General features: G+C 70.9%; 13 protein-coding genes. 2 read left to right on the plus strand and 11 right to left on the minus strand.

Features of this window, described 5'->3' with window-relative positions; genetic code table 11:
* Positions 1 to 267 precede the first annotated feature (267 nt).
* From mnhG to AC3WTD_RS10655, 6 genes are read right to left on the minus strand one after another with little or no spacing between them, the layout of a single operon-like run.
* Positions 268 to 621: a monovalent cation/H(+) antiporter subunit G gene (gene mnhG / locus AC3WTD_RS10630; protein WP_492613777.1), complete on the minus strand. Its 354-nt coding sequence runs from the start codon at positions 619 to 621 to the stop codon at positions 268 to 270.
* A complete protein-coding gene (locus AC3WTD_RS10635; protein ID WP_492613778.1) occupies positions 618 to 899 on the minus strand; it encodes a K+/H+ antiporter subunit F in 282 nt (93 codons plus the stop codon). The genes mnhG and AC3WTD_RS10635 overlap by 4 nt, the downstream gene beginning before the upstream one ends.
* A complete protein-coding gene (locus tag AC3WTD_RS10640) occupies positions 896 to 1,384 on the minus strand; it encodes a Na+/H+ antiporter subunit E (RefSeq protein WP_492613779.1) in 489 nt (162 codons plus the stop codon). The genes AC3WTD_RS10635 and AC3WTD_RS10640 overlap by 4 nt, the downstream gene beginning before the upstream one ends.
* On the minus strand, positions 1,381 to 2,976 hold the full coding sequence (locus tag AC3WTD_RS10645) for a monovalent cation/H+ antiporter subunit D (protein ID WP_492613780.1): 1,596 nt from the start codon (positions 2,974 to 2,976) through the stop codon (positions 1,381 to 1,383). The genes AC3WTD_RS10640 and AC3WTD_RS10645 overlap by 4 nt, the downstream gene beginning before the upstream one ends.
* A complete protein-coding gene (locus tag AC3WTD_RS10650; protein ID WP_027493696.1) occupies positions 2,973 to 3,314 on the minus strand; it encodes a Na+/H+ antiporter subunit C in 342 nt (113 codons plus the stop codon). Before AC3WTD_RS10650 ends, AC3WTD_RS10645 begins: the two co-directional genes overlap by 4 nt.
* The gene (locus AC3WTD_RS10655) at positions 3,314 to 6,208 is read right to left on the minus strand and encodes a monovalent cation/H+ antiporter subunit A (protein WP_492613781.1); all 2,895 of its coding nucleotides are present in this window, start codon (positions 6,206 to 6,208) and stop codon (positions 3,314 to 3,316) included. Before AC3WTD_RS10655 ends, AC3WTD_RS10650 begins: the two co-directional genes overlap by 1 nt.
* A gap of 297 nt (positions 6,209 to 6,505) precedes the next feature.
* Here AC3WTD_RS10655 and AC3WTD_RS10660 point away from each other — a divergent pair, with 297 nt between their 5' ends.
* Positions 6,506 to 7,171 carry a response regulator gene (locus AC3WTD_RS10660; protein WP_008433262.1) on the plus strand — a complete coding sequence of 222 codons (666 nt, stop codon included), beginning with the start codon at positions 6,506 to 6,508 and terminating at the stop codon, positions 7,169 to 7,171.
* Positions 7,168 to 8,589 (plus strand): sensor histidine kinase, encoded by a 1,422-nt coding sequence (locus tag AC3WTD_RS10665; protein WP_027493699.1) that lies wholly within the window; start codon positions 7,168 to 7,170, stop codon positions 8,587 to 8,589. The genes AC3WTD_RS10660 and AC3WTD_RS10665 overlap by 4 nt, the downstream gene beginning before the upstream one ends.
* Positions 8,590 to 8,782: 193 nt before the next feature.
* Here AC3WTD_RS10665 and AC3WTD_RS10670 read toward each other — a convergent pair whose 3' ends face one another.
* The 5 genes from AC3WTD_RS10670 to pbpC all read right to left on the minus strand — a co-directional run bounded on the left by AC3WTD_RS10670 (position 8,783) and on the right by pbpC (position 18,035).
* A complete protein-coding gene (locus AC3WTD_RS10670; RefSeq protein ID WP_492613782.1) occupies positions 8,783 to 9,817 on the minus strand; it encodes a YncE family protein in 1,035 nt (344 codons plus the stop codon).
* A 271-nt stretch (positions 9,818 to 10,088) separates the two neighbouring features.
* A complete protein-coding gene (locus tag AC3WTD_RS10675; protein WP_027493701.1) occupies positions 10,089 to 13,136 on the minus strand; it encodes an efflux RND transporter permease subunit in 3,048 nt (1,015 codons plus the stop codon).
* Entirely contained in the window at positions 13,133 to 14,182 is a 1,050-nt protein-coding gene (locus AC3WTD_RS10680; RefSeq protein WP_492613783.1) for an efflux RND transporter periplasmic adaptor subunit, read from the minus strand. Before AC3WTD_RS10680 ends, AC3WTD_RS10675 begins: the two co-directional genes overlap by 4 nt.
* The gene (locus AC3WTD_RS10685; protein WP_492613784.1) at positions 14,179 to 15,597 is read right to left on the minus strand and encodes a TolC family protein; all 1,419 of its coding nucleotides are present in this window, start codon (positions 15,595 to 15,597) and stop codon (positions 14,179 to 14,181) included. The genes AC3WTD_RS10680 and AC3WTD_RS10685 overlap by 4 nt, the downstream gene beginning before the upstream one ends.
* A gap of 50 nt (positions 15,598 to 15,647) precedes the next feature.
* Positions 15,648 to 18,035 (minus strand): penicillin-binding protein 1C, encoded by a 2,388-nt coding sequence (pbpC, locus tag AC3WTD_RS10690; protein WP_492613785.1) that lies wholly within the window; start codon positions 18,033 to 18,035, stop codon positions 15,648 to 15,650.
* Positions 18,036 to 18,168 lie beyond the last annotated feature (133 nt).

Consider the following 18,168-nt stretch of genomic DNA (forward strand, 5'->3'; position numbering starts at 1 on the left):
GCTCCGCCAGTCGCTTCACCGTGGCCTTGTCGTTGCCGATCAGTGTCTTCACTTGCCATCTCCCTTCCAGGCGATGGCAAGAGTATATCTAGTTTATTGAACGCAAGTTGGTATGAGTCGTCGCATAAACCGCAGCGACTGGCATGGTTCATAGACTTCGCTGCACCGCGCTCAGGACGAACGGGCTTCCCTGCTGACTACAGGCCGACTCAACGGCATGAGGTGGCCAGGCCGGTCAAGGACGGATGCCATCCATCCTGACCCTGGCTATTCGTGCAGCTGCGCCTGCGGCACGTCCGCCGAGCCTTCCTCGCGGTCGCGGTACAGCGCGGCGCGTACCAGCAGCATCAGGGTGATCGGGGTGGTCAGGGTGAGAAACACGCCGATCAGGATCTCGTAGAAGATCGGCCGGCCGTGCAGCACCGAGAAGCAGGTGATCGAGCCGGCCAGCATGAAGAATGTGCCCAGAGTGGTGCCCAGGGTCGGCGCGTGCACGCGCTGGTAGAAGTTCTTCAGACGCAGCAGGCCGAGCGAGCCGACGAAGGCGAACAGCGCGCCCAGCATGACGAACACGGCGACCAGGATCGCCGCCCACGGCGGCAGCGCGTCGAGAGGGCTCATTCGATCACCTGCCCACGCATCAGGAATTTCGACAGTGCCACCGTGCCGGCGAAGCCGAGCAGCGCGATGATCAGCCCGGCCTCGACGTAGAGCAGGCTGCCGCTGCGGATGCCGATGGTGAGCAGCAGCAGCATCGCGTTGACGTACAGCGCGTCCAGCGCCAGCACGCGGTCCTGCGCGCGCGGGCCGCGCACCATGCGGATGATCGAGAAGCTCATCGCCAGCAGCAGCAGGATCTGCGCGGCGATGACGGCGGCGGTGAGCAGGCCGTGGCTCATTGGAAGATCTCCAGCAGGGGGCGTTCGTAGCGCTGCTTGATGGTGTCGATCCAGCCCGCCTCGTCGACCAGATCCAGCACGTGGATCAGCAGGATGTTCGCGCTCGGGTCGTAGCTGACCCAGATGGTGCCCGGCGTGGAGGTGATGATGCACGCCAGCACGGCGAGGCCGTGGCGATCGGTGAGCTGCAGCGGGATCGCCACGAAGCCGGAGCGCGCGCGGCGGTCGCGACGCAGGATCAGCCGGCCCACCGCCAGGTTCGAGCGGAAGATGTCCAGCACCACGCGCAGGAACAGCCCGCCGAGCAGCGGGTAGTTGCGCAGCTGCGCCTTCGGCGGACGCAGCAGGCCGAACATCTTCCCCAGCGAGATGCCCAGCAGCGCGCCGAGCAGGATCGTGCCGGGCGCGACGCTCTGGCTCAGCAGCAGCCAGATCAGCAGCAGCAGCGCGGACAGGATCGGGTACGGCAGCCAGCGGCGGATCATGGCGGCACCTGCGCCGGCGGCAGCACTGCGTGGATGTAGCCGGCCGGCGCATGCAGCTGGCCGGCGGTGTCGCGCAGATAGCGCAGCGGCGCCTCGACCAGCACGGTCAGCAGCAGGCACAGGCCGAGCAGCACTGCGATGGAGGCGCTCTCCACCAGCCTTACCTTCGGGAAGATCCGCTCCGGCTCGACCCAGAAAATCTGGATGCCGGCGCGGCACAGCGCGATCACCGTGCAGAAGCCGGCCACAATGATCAGCGCGAACAGCAGCCCCGCGCCAGGCCGCGCGCCGGCTTCCAGCATCGGCGTCAGCATGGCCAGCTTGGCGAGGAAACCCGACAGCGGCGGCAGCCCGGCCAGCAGCAGCGCGCAGGCGAGGAAGCTGGCGCCGAGCATGGCGATCGGCGCGGAGATCACCACCCGGCTCTCGTCCTCCTGCGCGTACAGGCTTTCGTTGGTGGCGGGTTCGCCCGGCTGCTCGTACGGCTCCAGGCTCAGCGTGTCGTCGGTGTCGTCGTCGCCGTCGGAGGCGAGCAGGCCGGCGAGCAGGAAGAACGCGGCGATCGCCAGCGTGGAGACCACCAGGTAGGCCAGCGCGCCGGTGGTCACCGCCGGCTGCTGCAGGCCGATCGCGCCGAGCAGGGTGCCGGAGGAGAGCAGCACGTTGTAGCCGGCCAGCTTGGCCAGGTCGCGCGCGCCGAGCATGCCGACGGTGCCGGCAACCACGGTGGCCACGCCGCCCCACAGCATCCAGCCGCTGCCGAAGTGGGCCGACGCCGGACCGGCGCCATCGCCGAACAGCAGCAGGCCGAGCCTCAGCAGCACGTAGATGCCGACCTTGGTCATCAGCGCAAACATCGCCGCCACCGCCGGCGACGCCGCCGCATAGGTGCGCGGCAGCCAGAAGCCCAGCGGCCACATCGCGGTCTTGATCAGGAACGCCACGCCGAGCAGCGCCGCGCCCGCGTGCAGCAGCGCGCGGGTGCGCTCGGGCACGTGCGGGATCAGCTCGGCCAGCGCGGCCATGTTCAGCGTGCCGGTAACGCCGAAGATCAGGCTGACGCCGAGCAGGAACAGCATCGAGGCGGTCAGGTTCACCGCGATGTAGTGCAGCCCCGCACTGACCCGCCGCGCGCCCGAGCCGTGCAGGGCGAGGCCGTAGGACGCCGCCAGCAGCACCTCGAAGAACACGAACAGGTTGAACAGGTCGCCGGTGAGGAAGGCGCCGTTCAGGCCCATCAGCAGGAACTGCAGCAGCGGCTGGAAGTGGCCGCCGCGATGCTGCCAGCGGCCCAGCGCGTACGGCAGCAGCGCCAGCGCCAGCACGCCGTTCAGCAGCACCATCAGCGCCGACAACCGGTCGGCCACCAGCACGATGCCGAAGCGCGCCGGCCAGTCGCCGATGCGGTACACCGCGGCCAGCGCACCTTCACCAGCCACCGCATGCATCAGCGCCGCGGCCAGCAGCACCAGCGCGCTGCACGAGGCGACGCTGAGCGCCAGCACCGTGCGCCGGTGCTTCTCGCCCACCAGCAGCTGCAGCGCGGCGATCAGCAGCGGCGTGACGATGGGCGCGATCACCAGATGGTTCATGCGCTGCCGTCCTCGCCGTCGACGTGGTCGTTGCCGGTCAGCCCGCGCGAGGTCAGCAGCACCACCAGGAACAGCGCGGTGGTGGCAAAACCAATGACGATCGCGGTGAGCACCAGCGCCTGCGGCAACGGGTCCGCGTACTGTGCAATGTCGCCGGCCGCGTCGCGCAGCACCGGATCGGCGCCGGTGCGCAAACCGCCGATGGAGAAGATGAACAGGTTAACGGCGTAGGAGATCAGGGTCAGTCCGATGATCACCTGGAACGTGCGCGGACGCAGCAGCAACCACACGCCGGAGGCGGCAAGTATTCCGATCGAAGCGGCAAGCACCAGTTCCATCAGCCCTCCCCTTCCGCCGGAGCCGCCGGCTGGCGCGGGCGACGCAGCGACTGGTGCGCCAGCGCGATCAGCATCAGCGTGGTGGCGCCCACCACCACCACGAACACGCCCAGGTCGAACAGCACCGCCGAGGCCAGCGGCAGCTCGCCCAGCACCAGCAGCTCGACGTGGCGGAAATACGAGGTGAGGAATGGACGGCCAAACGCCAGCGAGCCCAGCCCGGTGCCGGCCGCCAGCAGCAGGCCCAGCCCGATCCAGCGCACCGGCAGCACGCGCAGATGCGCCTCCACCCAGCGCGCGCCGCGCGCCATGTACAAAAGGATCAGCGCCACCGACACGGTGATGCCGGCCACGAAGCCACCGCCCGGCAGGTCGTGCCCACGCAGGAACAGGTGCAGGCCGAACAGCACGATTACCGGCGACATCAGCTGGATGATCAGGCCGGGGATCATCAGGTAGTCGGTCAGCGAATGATCCGCGGCGCGACCGGGTCCGCTCGCCCCCAGCGCCGTCTGCAGGCGCTGCTGCGCCGGCGCGTTGATGCTTTCGGCGGCGGGGCGGAAGCGGCGCAGCAGGGCGAACACGGTCAGCGCCACGATCGCCAGCACGCTGATCTCGCCCAGCGTGTCGAAGCCGCGGAAATCAACCAGGATCACGTTGACCACGTTGTGGCCGCCGCCTTCGGCGTACGCCCGTTCGAGGAAGAAGCGCGAGATCGAGTCGGCCACCGGATGCATCATCGCCGCATACGCCAGGCTGGCCACGCCCAAGCCCACCGCCGTTGCGATGACCATGTCGCGGCGGCGCCGGAAGCGGTGCGTGCGGCTCTCCGCCGCCAGCCCCTCGATGCGCTTGGGCAGCCAGCGCAGGCCAAGCAGGATCAGGATGGTGGTGACCACCTCGATCAGCAGCTGGGTCGCCGCCAGGTCCGGCGCCGACAGCCACACGAAGCTCACGCACGACACCAGCCCCGCACCGCCGGTGAGCACCAGCGCGGCGAGGCGGTGGAACTTGGCCTGGCTTGCCGCGCCGATCGCGCAGGCCGCGCCGAGCAGCCACAGCAAGGCGAACGCCGGGTCCACGCTGGACCAGCGCGGCTGGAAGCCGAACGGCGCGCTGGTGGCCGCCAGCGTGCCGGCGACCAGTGCCAGCAGCACGATCAGCAGCAGCTGCGGCTGCAGCCGGCGGCTCGGGTAGCGGCGCTCGATCCGCTGCGGCAGGTCCGCCGCGACCACCGCCATCACCCGCTCGAAGATGCGCTTGCCGCTGAATCGCCCGGTCAGCGGCGCCGTCTCCAGCGCGGCGAAGCGCCGGCGCAGGCTGACGAACAGCAGGCAGCCGGCGACGAATGCGAGCACGCTCATCAGCAGCGGCGTGGTCACGCCATGCCACACCGCCAGGCTGTACTCCGGCAGCTGGCCGGCGCCCAGCACCGCGCTGGCCGCCGCGCGCAGCGACGGGCCGATCACCCGCGCCGGCAGCATGCCCACCAGCAGGCAGGCCAGCGCCAGCAGGCCGATCGGCACGCGCATCCACAGCGGCGGCTCGTGCGGCTCCCGCGGCAAGGTGGCGGGTACGCGGCCGAAGAACACGCCACGCACGAAACGGATCGAATAGGTCACGCCGAACGCGCTGGCGGCCACCGCGAGCACCACCGAAATCGCGTTGAGCAGCGGCCCCTGGCGCGCGGCCAGCGTCTCGGCGAAGAACATCTCCTTCGACAGGAAACCGTTCAGCAGCGGCACCCCGGCCATCGCCGCACCGGCGATCAGCGCCAGCGTCGCAGTGACCGGCATGAAGCGGCGCAACCCGCCGAGCTTGCGCAGGTCGCGCGTGCCGGCCTCGTGATCGACCGCGCCGGCGGCCATGAACAGCGAGGCCTTGAAGGTGGCGTGGTTGACGATGTGGAAGATCGCGGCGACCACGCCCAGCGCGCTGCCCAGGCCGACCAGCATGGTGATCAGGCCGAGGTGGCTGATCGTCGAATAGGCCAGCACGCCTTTCAGGTCCTGCTCGAACATCGCCGCGTACGCACCCAGCACCAGCGTGACCAGGCCGGTGCCGCCGACGATCCAGAACCACGCGTCGGTGCCGCCCAGCACCGGCCAGAAGCGCACCAGCAGGAACACGCCGGCCTTCACCATGGTGGCCGAATGCAGGTAGGCCGATACCGGCGTGGGCGCCGACATCGCCTGCGGCAGCCAGAAATGGAACGGGAACTGCGCGCTCTTGGTGAACGCGCCGAGCAGGATCAGCAGCAGCGTGGGCAGGTACAGCGCATGCGTGCGCACCGCATCGCCCGCGGCGAGGATCGTGTCGAGGTCGTAACTGCCCGCGATATGACCCAGCAGCAGCATGCCGGCGAGCAGGCACAGGCCGCCGCCGGAGGTGACCACCAGCGCCATCCGCGCGCCGTCGCGGGCCGAGACGCCGTGGTGCCAGTAGCCGATCAGCAGGAACGAGAACAGGCTGGTCAGTTCCCAGAAGAACACCAGCTGCACCACGTTGCCGGACATCACGATGCCCAGCATCGAACCCATGAAGGCCAGCAGCAGCGCGTAGAAGTGCGCCAGCGGATCGTCCGCCGGCATGTAGTAGCGGGCGTAGATGCCCACCAGCGCGCCGATGCCGCAGATCAGCAGCATGAACAGCCAGGCGAAGCCATCCACCCGCAGCACCAGGTCCAGGCCCAGCCCGGGCGCCCACGCAATCACCTGGCGCAGGGCGTCGCCGCCGGCGATGGCCGGGTACAGCCACAGCGACAGCAGCAGGCCGAGCAGCGCAGTGGCGGTCATCAGCCACACCGCCACGCGGCGGCCGCGCGGGCGCAACAGCCACAGCGCGGCGACGAACGGCAGGGCGAGGATGGTGCTTGGCAGGATGGCGTCAGGCATCAGTCGCGGTGCTCGCTCGAAAGATTGTCGGTGGTGTCTCCGGCAGAAAAACCGGGGCATCGCACCCTGGCCTTTTCATGAGCGTCCGCGCACTTCAGCGGATGGAACGCCTGCAAGTCGCGGTATCGCGGGCCGCCGTTGCGGCAGCCCGAATGACTCCACGTCGCTTCGCCCGATTCTATAGGCCGGGCCGAGTGGCGGGCAAATCCGCCGCGCCGGCCCGCGATCTCAGCACTTTGCAAGCCGATCGCCGGATAATCGGGCGGCGGCTCGCGGGCCGTGCGAAGGAGCCTGTCGGTGCACATCATCCTGGTGGAAGACGACCCCCAGCTCGGCGCGGCGATCCAGCGCGCGCTGGAACGCCTCGCCTATACGGTCAGCTGGCTGCGCGACGGCCGCGCGGCGCTGCTCGCGCTGCGCGACCAGACCGCCGACCTGGTGCTGCTCGACCTCGGCCTGCCCGGCAAGGACGGGCTCGACGTGCTGGTTGAGACCCGCCGCACGCACATCAGGACCCCGGTGATCGTGATGACCGCGCGCGACGGGCTGGACGACCGCGTGCGCGGCCTCGATGCCGGCGCCGACGACTACCTGGTGAAACCGTTCCACGTGGACGAGCTGGCCGCGCGCATCCGCTCGCTGACCCGCCGCGCGCAGGGCCTGGCGGCGAACCGCATCGAGGCCGGTGCGCTGAGCCTGGACCTCGGCACCTCCGAGGTGAGCTTCCGCGGCGAGCGGGTCGAGCTGACCAAGCGCGAATTCGCCCTGCTGCAGATCCTGATGGAACGCGCCGGCCGGCTGGTGCGCCGCGAGAACCTGGAGAACTCGCTGTACGGACTGGACAACATGGTCGGCTCCAGCGCGCTGGAGGTGCTGGTGCACACGCTGCGCCGCAAGCTGAGCTTCGACACCATCCAGACCGTGCGCGGCTTCGGCTACATGATCCCGCGGGAGCCGCAATGAAGTGGGCGAACCCGCTGAAGTCGGCGAGCCTGCACGGCCGGCTGCGCTGGCTGGTCATCGTGGTGCTGGCCGCGGTGCTGCTGCCGCTGGGCGTGCTCAGCTTCAAGCGCACCGCCCGCGAAGTGGGCGAACTCTCCGACGGCCGGCTGGCGCAGTCGGCGCGCACGCTGCAGGTGCTGGTCGCACAGGCCGACCTGGAGGCGCTGCAGCACCGCGACCCCGACCGCGTGCTGGTGCCGATCGAGGCCGGCCTCATCGGCAGCCCGCCGCGGCAACGCTATACCTACGAATCCGAGGTCGGCTTCCAGGTGTTCGAACCCGGCGGCCGCCTGGTGCTGGCCACCGCCAACCTCGCCGGCATGCCGCCGCCGCAGGCCGGCGACGCGGATTTCCAGGACGTATGGTTGGGAACGTACCGCTGGCGCGTGTTCACCCTGCACGACGCGGCGAGCCGCGTGGTGATCCGCACCGGCGAGCGCTACGACAGCCGCGACGAGATCATGCACGCGGTATGGCTGGAGCACAGCCTGCCGCTGCTGGTCGGGCTGCCGCTACTGGCCCTGCTGGTGGGCTGGGCGATACGCCGCGGGCTGCGCCCGCTCGAAGCGCTGACCCGCGCGTTGTCGTCGCGGGAGCCGGGCAGCCACGAGCCGGTGCTGCTGCGCGACGCGCCGCTGGAACTGCAGCCGGTGCTGGCGGCACTGAACGAACAACTCACCCGGCTGGAGGATGCGCTGGAGCGCGAGCGCCGCTTCAGCGCCGACGTGGCGCACGAACTGCGCACGCCGCTGGCCTCGGCGATGATCAACCTGGAGAACGCGATGGCCAGCGCCGACCCGGCCGAGGTGGAGCTTGCGCTCGGCAGTGCCCAGCACGTCATCGCCGAGCTGGCCCGGCGGGTCGAACAGCTGCTGGCGCTGGCCCGGCTGGAAGCCGGTGCGGCGTCGGGCCAGCGCATGCGCGTCGACCTGACCGCGGTGGCGACGGGCGTGCTGGAGGAACTCGCGCCGGTGATCGCCGAGAGCGGCGTCGAGCTGAGCGTGGCGCGGCTGGAGCCACGGCTGCTGGTGCACGGCTACGAGGCGGCGCTGGCCGCGCTGCTGCGCAACCTGCTCGAAAACGCGCTGCGCCACGTACCCGCCGGCGGCCAGGTGCAGCTGTCGATCGAGCGTGGCGAACACGCCGCGCTGATCGACGTGATCGACGACGGCCCCGGCATTCCGGCGGAGCGCCGCGCCAGCGTGTTCGCCCGCTTCCAGCGTGAAAGCGGCAGCCGCGGCGACGGCTACGGGCTGGGCCTGTCGATCGTGCAGCGCGCGGCGCAGCTGCACGGCGCCGCCATCGAGCTGCTCGACTCGCCCTACGGCAGCGGCCTGCGCGTACAGGTGGTGATCCCGCTGCCTGACCTCCGCCCGTAGGAAGCCTGACTCACCACTTGTAGGAGCCCGCCAGCGGGCGATGCTTTTGAAGCTGGGATTCGGGATTCGAAAAAAGCAGAGCGTCGCGCATGGCAGCTCTTCCGAATCCCGAATCCCGAATCCCTAATCCCGAATCCCGGCACAAGAGCATCGCCCGCCAGCGGGCTCCTACAGCAAGGCTAGCGATAGGTTCTCAGGGCCGTCCGACGGTGAGCACGGCGAAGCTGTCCGGCTCGATCGGGCGGCGACCGTTGGCCTGACGGGTGGCACCCAGCCGCGCGGCGGAGAGATACAGCCGGTGCAGCTTCGCATCCAGCGCGAGCGTGCGCGCACTCGCCTGGGTGGGCACCGTCGCCGTTACCGTGTAATGGTCCGGGTCGTCCTCGTGCACCGCGGTGATCGTGCCGCTCTGGCCATTGGCGCTGTAGATCATCGCCTCGGCCCCGTCGAACACCACCGCGTCCGGGCCGTCGCCGATCGGCACGTCGGCCACGTGATGGCCGTCCACCGCATCGAGCACCGTCATCGTGCGGTTGTCGCATACCGCGAACAGGCGATGGTGCGCATGGTCCAGGGCCAGCCCGCTGGGCGATTCGCACGGCGCCAGCGGCCAGGTCTGCAGCAGCTTGTCCTGGAGCGAATCCAGCTGCACCAGCTCGGACTTGTCCTCGATGTTCACGTAGACGCGGCCGCTGCCATCGGCCACCGCGAACTCCGGCTTGCCGGGCAACGCGATGCTGCCGACCACCGCGTTCTTCGCCGGGTCGATCACGCTGGCGCTGGCGCTGTGGCCATTGAAGGTCAGCACGTGATGCGAGGCGCCGTCGTAGAGGACCGCATCGGGGTTCTGGCCGGTGCCGGTGATCGTCGCCACGGTCTTCAGCGAGGCCAGGTCGAACACCGTCACCGACGCGCTCGCGCCGTCACTGACGAAACCACGGTGCAGCTCGTCGGCGAGCGCGATGCCGTGCACGCCCGCGGTGCCGGGGATCGTGCCGATCTGCTTGCCGCTGTCGACGTCGACCACCAGCACGCGGTCGCCGCGGCTGACGAACAGATGGCGACTGGGCGCATCGAACGCCAGGTAATCCCAGCCGCCCGGTCCACCCAGCGCCAACCGCGAGAGCAGCTGCGGAGCCGGCGGCGATGCCGCCGACGCGGCAGCCAGGGGAAGCACCGCCAGCGCCAGCAGCGCAGCGGGCAGCAGCTTGCGGATCGGTCGCGGCATGGTCGGCACCTTTGATAGAAAGAGAGGGCAAACGAACACCTGGTGGGCGCCGAGCCTCAGCTGCTTGAAGCCCCTCTCCCGGCGGGAGAGGGGTTGGGGAGAGGGTTCGGGCGAAGCACGAAGTCCCAACTCTTGGCATGCCGGTGACTCGTTGCTTCGCCCGAACCCTCATCCGGCCCTACGGGCCACCTTCTCCCAGAGGGAGAAGGGAGCGGCCAGCTGAAGCCCAACTCATCAGGAACAAGCATGGACGCGCTCGCTTACGCCGGCCTTAGCCCGCTGCCGCATCGCGCCGGCGCAGCAGCGCGTACAGCACCGGCATCACCAGCAGCACCAGCGGCACCTGCACCAGCAGGCCGGCGATGATCGCCACCGCCAGCGGCTGCTGCATCTGCGAGCCCTGGCCGATGGCCAGCGCCAGCGGCAGCAGGGTCAGCATCGCGGCCAGCGTGGACATCAGGATCGGCCGCGCGCGGTGCTGCCCGGCCGCGTGCAGGGCCTCGTGCAGCGGCGCTTCGGCGGCGGCCTGCTCCAGCTCGGAGAAATAGAAGATCGCCACCTCGGTGACGATGCCGACGATCATCGTCATGCCCATCATCGCCGAGATGTTCAGCTCGATGCCGGTCAGCCACAGCGCGGCGAACACCGCCGGGATCGCCAGCAGCGGCATGGCCAGGATGGCGATGGCGACGCGGAAGCTCTCGTACAGGAACAGCAGCAGGGTGAACACCAGCGCGATCGCCGCCAGCATCACGATGGTCAGCCCGCGGAACGCCTGCTGCTGCTGCTGGTACAGGCCGCCGAGCTGGTAGTACATGCCTTTGGGCAGCAGCCCCGGCCGGGCCAGCGCGGCCTTCACGTCGGCCATGGCGGCGCCGAGGCTGCGCCCGCTGATGCGGCCAGTCACCGCCACCATCCGCTTCAGGTTGTCGCGGGTGATCTGCGGCTGGCCCTGCACCTCGCGCAGCGTGGCCACCCGCGACAGCGGCAGCAGGTGGCCGTCGCCGGCGCGGATCGGCAACGCGGCGACCTGCTCCAGCCGCCGGTGCGCACGCTCCGGCAGACGCACGCGCACGCCCACCACCTTGCCGCCTGTCGGCAGCTGGGCCGCCACCGTGCCGTCGATCGCCGCCGCCACCTGGTCGGTGACGCTGGTCGGGTCGAGCCCCTCCAGCGCGGCCCTGGCCGGGTCGACCTGCACGGTCAGCGCATCGCCGGCGGGATTGGTGCCGTTGCGCACGCCGACCACCCCGCTGATCTTGCCGATCGCCCCGGCGACCTTGTCCGCGGTGGCGTTCAGCTGCGCCGGGTCGTCGCCGTACAGCTGCACCTCGATCGGCTGCGGCACCGCCACCAGGTCGCCGATCAGGTCTTCCATCAACTGCGACAGCTCGATGTCCAGCCCCGGCACCTTGTTCTCGACCTCGGTGCGCACCTGGGTCATGACTTCCTCGGTGGGCAGTTGCGAGCCGTTTTTCAGGCGCACGAAGAAATCGCCCTGGTTCGCCTCGGTGAGGCCGCCGCCCAGCTGCAGGCCGGTACGCCGCGAGTAGGTGTCCACGTTGGGATTCGCGCGGATGATCGCCTCCACCTGGTTGAGCAGGCGGTCGGTTTCCTCCAGCGAGGTGCCGGGCTTGGACAGGTAGTCGAGGATGAAGCCGCCCTCGTCCATGGCAGGCATGAAGCCGGTGCCGACGCGGGTGTAGGCCACTGCGCCGACCAGCACCAGCGGCACCACCAGCAGCAGCGCCAGCAGCGGCCGCCGCAGCCAGCGCTGCAGCACGTTCCGGTAACCTTGCATCATGCCCCTGGTAAAGCGGCCTTGCGGATGCTCGACCAGATGGCGCTTGTCCAGGAACCGCTCGGCCAGCAGCGGTACCGCGACCCAGGTCAGCAGCCAGGAAATCACCAGCGCGCTGGCCATGGTCAGCGACAGCGCCTTGAAGAACGCGCCGGTGACGCCGGAAAGGAACGCCAGCGGCAGGAAGATCACCACGGTGGCGGCGCTGGAGCCAGTCAGCGGGCGGGTGAACTCGTGGGCCGCGCCGGCGATGCGTTCGTGCACTTCGCCCTCGCCCTGGTTGAGCCGGCGCATGATGTGTTCGAGCATCACGATCACGTCGTCGATGATCAGGCCCACCGCGGCCGCCATGCCGCCCAGCGTCATCATGTTGAAGCTCATGCCGAGCACGGACAGCAGCAGCACGGTGATCGCCAGCACCGCCGGCACCACCAGCAGCGCGACCAGGATCACCCGCGTGTTGCGCAGGAACACGAACAGCACCAGCCCGGCCAGCAGCACGCCGATCAGGATCGCGTCGCGCACGCTGGTGGCGGCGCCGGTCACCAGCTGGGTCTGGTCGTACCAGTTGGCGATCCGCACGCCGGCCGGCATCTGCGGCGCGTAGTCGGCCAGCCGCTGCCTCACCTCGGCGGCGATCTGCACACTGTTGCCGTCGGGCTGCTGGTAGACCTGCAGCAGCACGGCGTTCTGGCCATCCGCGTTGACGCGGATCCACTGCGGCACGTGGTCGAGGCTGACTTCCGCCACGTCGCCGAGATGCACCACGCCGGCGGGACCGGCGCGGACCACGATGGCGCGCAGCGCCGCCAGGCTCTTCGGCTGGTTGTTCGCCAGCAGCAGGTACAGCTTGTAGTGGTCGGACACGCGGCCCATCGCTTGGATCGTCGCCGCGTGGCCGACCGCGCCGGCGACATCGCCCAGGCTCAGATTCAACGCGCGCAGCTTGCCAGGATCGACATCGGCGTGGAATTCGGCCACCTCGCCGCCCTGCACGTTAACGTTGGCGACGCCGCTGATCCCGCTCAGCAGCGGGCGCAGCTGGTACTCGGCCAGGTCGTGCAGCGCGCTCGGCGACTGCACGTGCGAGCGCAGGCTGTAGGCCAGCACCGGGAAGGTGGTCGGGTCCATGCGGCGGGTGGACAGCTGGGTGCCGGCGGGCAGCTGCGGCAGGATCTGCCCGGCCGCCGCATTGACCTCCTGCAGCGCGCCGGCCATGTCCGCGCCCCAGTCGAACATCACCGCCACCTCGGCACTGCCGCGGCTGGTGGTGGAGCGCACGTCGCGCACGCCACGCACGCGGCGGATCGCCTCCTCCACCGGCGTGGTCACCTGCACCGCCATCTGGTCGGCCGGGCGGTCGCCGGCATCCAGGGTGACCTGCACGCGCGGGAACGCCACGTTCGGGAACAGCGCCACCGGTAGCCGCAGCGCGCTGGCGAGGCCGCCGATCGCCAGCATCAGGGCAAGGAACAGCAGCGAGCGGCGATGCTGCTGCATCCATGCGGCAATGCTCACTTGGCTGACTCCCGCACCGCATCGCCGTCGTTGAGCTCGTAGGCGCCGAGCACGATCACCTTCGCCTGCGCATCGAGCGGGCCCTGCACGCCGACGGTGTCGCCGTCCGGGCTGCGCAGCTTCACCTCGACGCGCTTGGCGTGGCCCTGCTCGGCCACGAACAGGTAGTCGCCGCGCGCATCGTGCAGCACGGCCGCGCGCGGCACCGCCCAGGCGGTGAAATCGTCGGTGCGGATGCGCGCCTCGAGCGCGGCGCCGGCCACCAGGGTCGCGCCGGCGTCGGCGGGCAGCTCGACCTGCGCGCCGAGCAGGCGGGTCTGCGGGTCGATCGCCTGCCCGACCATGCGCAGGGTGCCGGCGAAGGCAGCCGCGTCGCCGTACACGCCGCGCAGCTGTACCGGCATGCCGGCGCGCAGCTTCACGCCGTCCTCCGGCTGCACGCCCAGCTGCGCCACCAGCGCATGCGCCGGGATGAAGGCGAGCAGCGGCGCGTTGGCGGCGAAGCGTTCGCCCAGCCCCACGCTGAGCACACCGACCACGCCGTCGGCCGGCGCGGCCACGATTTCCTGCGCGCTGCCGCCGCCGAGCGCGCGCTGCGCTTCCAGCGCGGCCTGCGCGTCGGCCAGCGCCTTGCGCGCGGCGGCCAGTTGCGACTGCGTGGCCAGCCGCTGCGCCGCCAGCTGTTCGACCCGCTTGAGCTCGCCGCTGGCCAGTTCCAGCGCGCTCTGCGCCTGCAGGTACGCGCTGCGCGCGACGGGATCGGGGGCGATCGTCAGCAGCGGCTGGCCGCGGCGCACGCTCTGCCCGGCCGCCACGCTCAGCGCCACCACCTGGCCGCCATGGCCGAGACTGACCGCGCGCGCGCGCTGCGGATCGCCCGCCGCGCTGCCCCAGGCCTCGACCGTGTCGTGGAAGGTCTGCTGCAGCGGCCGCGCGACGGTCACCAGCACCTGGCCCGCAGCGACCGGCGCATCTTCGTTGGCGGCGTCGTGGCCGCATGCGGCCAGCAGCAGGCACAGCAGCGGCAACAGCAGGAATCGGTTCATGGCGTGGGAGCCTGTGCGGGGGCGGAGGGGCCGGGCGCGGCCAGCGCGGTGTTGCCGAGCAGCGCTTCCAGCGCGATCGACTGGGTGGCCTGTTGCTGCTGCACGGCGAGCAGCTCGAGGTCGGCGGCCAGCGACTGGCTGCGGATCGCCAGCCAGGTCGGCCAGTCCAGCAGGCCCTGCCGCCACGACTGCTCGGCGATGCGGCGGGCGGCGTCCAACTGCTGCGTGTGGGCGGCCAGGCGTTGCTCGTGCTGCGCCAGTGTGGCGAGGTCGGCGGCCAGTCGCTGCATGTCGCTGCGCGTGGTCAGCACGCGCGATTCGTAGTCGCCCTTGAGCTGCTGCCGGGTCGCCCGCTCGATCGCGATGTTGCCGCGGTTGCGGTCGAACAACGGCAGCGTGATGCCGACGGTGAAACCGCGGGTGTAGACGGCGCCGGTGTCGCGCGCGGTGTTGAAGCCGATGTTCAGCGCGGGAAACTGGGCCAGCACGGCGGTGCGCAGTTTCTCCTGCTGCGACTGGTAACCGGCCTGCAGCGCCAGCAGGTCCGGCCGCCGCCGCGGCAGGTCGGCCAGCGCCTGCTGCAATTGCGCCGGCGTCGGCGCGACCCGGTACGGTGCGCCGGCCAGGTCCAGCGTTGCCGTCGGCGCGAGTCCCAGCAGCACGTGCAGGTCGCTGTCGGCCTGGTGCAGCGCCACCGCGTTGTCGGCCAGCTGGCGGCGCACGTCGGCCGCGGCGTTGAGGCCGGCGCTGGCGCTGTCGTAGCTGAGGTTGCCGGCGTCCAGCGCCGACTGGATATAGGGGGTGACCTGTTCCAGCGCGGCCTGCTCGCTGGCCAGCCGCGCCTGCTGCGCGCGCAGGTTCAGCACCTGGTCGAACAACAGCCGTGCCTGCGCCACGGTCTGCCACTCCGCCCACAGCAGGTCGAGGTTCACCTGCTGCGCCTGGCTGCGCGCCGCTGCCTTGCGCGACGAACGGGTCAGCAGGGCGGTGACGTCCTCGCTCAGCCCGAGGTTGAACGCGGTGGTCAGGCCGCCACCCGAATGCTGCGGAAAGTCCTCGCCCAGACTCAGCTGCGGATCGGGCAGCAGGCCGGCCGCGAACGCCTGCGCGCGGGCGATGCCCAGCTCGTCGCGCTTGAGCTTCAGCGGCGGGCTGTTCGCCACCGCCAGCATCGCCGTCTCGGTCACGTCCAGCCCGTCGGCGGGATCGAAGCGATGCGTCGCCAGCGACGGCAGCGGCATCCTGCTGGTGGGCGCGGTCAGTTGCGCCACGTCGGCCGCGCCTTCGCCCGAGCCCAGCGGCAACGGCGCGTAGCTGGCGCAGCCGGACACGAGCAGCGCGAGCGCGACGGCGCACGCCGTGCGCAGGCGGGAAGTCACCGTAGGGGTATGACAGGGCTGGTCGGCATCATGCATGCGGCCATTCTGGAAGCTGCTGCTTAGTTCTTTCTTAACCGCGCCTGCGCTCACGCCGGCGGCCCCACCACGCGCAGCGTGAGGGTGGCGAAGGCGCCGTCGCGGGCGACCGCGGTGATGCGGTAATCGCCGGCTTGCGGCAAGGTGATGGCGATCGCGGCGTCGGCCTCGCTGCTGCCCTGCAGGCGGCCGTTGAGCAGCCATTGCACGCCGGCCTGCGCGCCCAGCGCACGCAGGGTCACGCGCAGCGGCTTGTCGCTGTTCGGCGCGCGGCGCAGGGTGACGCCGTCGATGAGGCCGCTGATGCGGATCGGGCTGGCGCGGTCCAGTGCGTCGGCGGCGCAACCGGGCGCGAGCGGCGGCAGCGCGGAACGGGCGCGGTCGTCCACGCCCAGCCACGGCGTGGCCAGCGCGGGCCAGCGCGCCAGCCGGATCGTGCGCTCGCGGCGGGCGTGGCAGGCACCGCTCAGGCGCTGGCCCTGGTCGTTGACGCGCAGCGTGAGCAGCCCGGCGGACCAGGCGCCGAGCACGCGTTCGGCGAACGTCGGCGGCAACGCGCCGTCGAGCACCCAGGCCGTGCGGTGCTGGCGGCACAGCGCGGGATCGGTGGCGGCGAGCGTGCCGCCGAGCGGCCAGCAGATGGCGACCGACGTCACGCTGGCCGGCCGCGCCGGCGCGCTGGCGTCGCGCTGCGGCAGCATGTCGACGATCTGGAACAGCAGCGGCAAGGCGGTCACCGCGCCGTACTGGCCGGGCGACGGCGTGCCGTCCGGACGACCGATCCACACACCCACCGTCCAGCGGTCGGTAACCCCAAGCGACCAGGCGTCACGGTAGCCGTAGCTGGTGCCGGTCTTCCACGCCACCCGCTCGTGCCGGTTGATCGCGCCGGCCAGCGGCGCGCCCTCGACGTCGGCCGGGTTGTGCGCCAGCACGTCGCGGATGATCCACGCCGCCCCGGGCGACAGCAGCCGGCGCGGCCGCGCAGGTTGTTCCGTCGTGTAACGCGGCGTGCCGGCAATGCCGCCGTTGGCGAACGCGGTGTACGCGCCGACCAGGTTTTCCAGCCGGGTCGACGCGCCGCCGAGGATGATCGACAGGTTCGGCGTCGCGCCGTCCGGCAGGCCCAGGTCGATGCCGCCGTTCGCCAGCCGCGCCACGAAGCGGCCCGGCCCGACCCGGTCCAGCACGTCCACCGCCGGCACGTTGAGCGAGCGCTGCAGCGCCTCGGCCGCGCTGACCGGCCCCGAGAACGCCTCGTCGAAATTGCCCGGCTTGTAGCCGCCGAAATCCTGCGGCGCGTCGACCAGCAGGCTCTGCGAGTGGATCAGCCCGTCGTCCAGCGCCAGGCCGTACAGGAACGGCTTCAGCGTGGAGCCGGGTGAGCGCGGCGCGCGCACCATGTCGACGTAGCCGTGCCGCTGCGGATCGGCGTACTCGCTGGTGCCCACGTAGACGCGCGCCTCCAGCGTGGCGTTGTCCACCACCAGCAGCGCCGCCGAGGTGTGCGCCGGCAGCCGCGACAGGTAGGCGCCGACCCGCTCCTCGGCGGCACGCTGCAGATTCGCGTCGATGGTGCTGGTGATGCGCCGCGCCGCCGGCTGCTCGCGGTGCAGCCGCTCGGCCAACAGCGCGGCGGACAGCGGCGCGCGCAGCGAACGCGCCGCCACCGGCTCGATCGCCGCGTCGCGCACCTCGGCCACGCTCCACACGCCGAGGTCGCGCATGCGCCCGAGCACCTTGTCGCGCGCGGCGCGCGCCGCCTGCGCGTGGCGGTCCGGGCGCAGCCGGCTGGGCGACTGCGGCAGTACGGCGAGCAGCGCCGCCTCAGCGTGCGACAGCCGCGCCGCCGGCTTGCCCAGGTACGCCCATGAGGCCGCCTCCACGCCTTCGATCGGGCCGCCGAACGGCGCGTGGTTGAGGTAGAGGTCGAGGATCTGCGCCTTGCTGAGGTGCGCCTCCAGCTGCAGCGCGCGCAGGATCTGCACCAGCTTGCCGCGGAACGTGTGCGGAATCGGCTGGATGATCCGCGCCACCTGCATGCTCAGCGTGGAACCGCCCGAAACGATGCGGCCGTGGCGCAGCCCGCCGCCCAGCCCGCGCAGCAGCGCATACGGGTTGACCCCGGGGTGGCGGTAGAACCAGCGGTCCTCGTAGTTCAGCAGCGCCTGCAGGTACAGCGGCGACACCTGCTTCGCGGTGGTCGGGTAGCGCCATACGCCGTCGCTGTCGGCAAACGCACGCAGCGGCGTGCCGTCGCGCGCCAGCACCACCGTGCTGCCGGTGTCGGGCGCGGGGAGGTGCAGCGGGAACAGGCGGTCGAGGGCGAAGGCAGCGAGCAGCAACGCGATGGTGGCGATGACGATGCCGCGCAGCCAGCGCCAGGTGCGGGAGCGGCACGGAGCAGGAAGAAGCGGTGCGGATGAGGTCGCGGTCATGATGCCATGCGGGTCTGCAGAGCGCGGCGAGGCTGCCTTTGCTCCCTCCCCTGCGCAGCAGGGGAGGGTTGGGGTGGGGTGCTCTTGATCTTCAAGATAGAGGCAAGAGCGCTACCCTCTCCCAACCTCCCCC

Source organism: Rhodanobacter sp. FW106-PBR-R2A-1-15, assembly GCF_058789735.1.